Raw genomic sequence first — 1,036 nt, 5'->3', positions numbered from 1 at the left:
TCGGCGGGTGTTAGCCCGCCCAGGCTGTCGTGCGGGATCTGCTGGTTGTAGTCGGCCAGCCAGTGTTCGGTCTGTTCGCGAACCTCGCTCAGCGTGCGGAAGATGTGCATGTCCAGCACGCCGCGCCGGTAGCTGCCGTTGAAGCGTTCGATGAAACCGTTTTGCATCGGCCGTCCCGGCTCAATGAAATCCAATGCGATGCCTTTGCGCTCGGCCCACTCGGCCAAGGCCAGAGCGACAAACTCCGGGCCATTGTCTAAACGAAGCTTGGCGGGATAGCCGCGCCAGGCTGCGATGCGTTCCAAGGTGCGGATGACGCGGGCGGCCGGAAGATTCAAGTCCACTTCGATCGCCAAGGCTTCCCGGCTGAAGTCGTCGATGACATTGAACGTACGGAAGCGTCGACCATCCCACAGCGCATCGGACATGAAGTCGATCGACCATCCGGCATTGGGGTGTGCTCCGCAGGCCAACAGTTGTGGATGACGCGTCGGGACCCGGCGCCTGCTGCGACGACGTTGATTGAGCTTCATCGGGCAGTATACGCGCCAGACCCTTTTGTGATTCCACACATGTCCGCGACGGCGGATGATCTGAAAGAGCTTTCCAAAACCACGCTCGGGAAAGCGCTCGGCCAATTCGGACAGCAGCGCAATGACCTCCTCGTCCCGATCGGGACGGCGCCGATAGCGCGCTGTGGAGCGAGCCACGCCAACGACCGCACAGGCCCGGCGCTCGCTCCAGCCATGCTGCTTGACGAGCCAGGCAAGAAGCAGGCGTTTGTGCGCCGGGTCTACAGCTTTTTTGCGATGACATCCTTCAATGCATGGTTTTCCATCGCGAGCTCGGCGTACATGCGTTTGAGCTTGCTGTGCTCGCTCTCCAGGTCTCGAAGGCGCTGCACATCAGCGGCCTCCATGCCACCGTACTTGGACTTCCAGACGTAGTACGTCGCGTCGGATATACCCAGCTCACGGTACACATCCTTGACCTGGCGCCCGCCCTCCACCTGCTTCAGCGTGGCGACAATCTGGCT

1 protein-coding gene is annotated in these 1,036 nt (G+C 61.3%); it reads right to left on the bottom strand.

The genetic code is table 11. The features are described 5' to 3' along the window. A protein-coding gene (locus EO170_RS20285; protein ID WP_126947744.1) for an IS3 family transposase occupies positions 1-1,036 on the bottom strand; the annotation gives its coding sequence in 2 pieces (ribosomal slippage) (positions 1-799 and positions 799-1,036; 1,037 coding nt annotated over the 2 pieces). This gene is flagged as partial in the annotation.

Origin of the sequence: Xanthomonas sp. BRIP62409 (assembly GCF_003992965.1) — a bacterium.
GTDB classification, from domain to species: domain Bacteria; phylum Pseudomonadota; class Gammaproteobacteria; order Xanthomonadales; family Xanthomonadaceae; genus Xanthomonas; species Xanthomonas euroxanthea.
The sequence above is the reverse complement of the archived record's forward strand: the minus strand, read 5'-3'. Positions and strand labels throughout refer to the sequence as shown.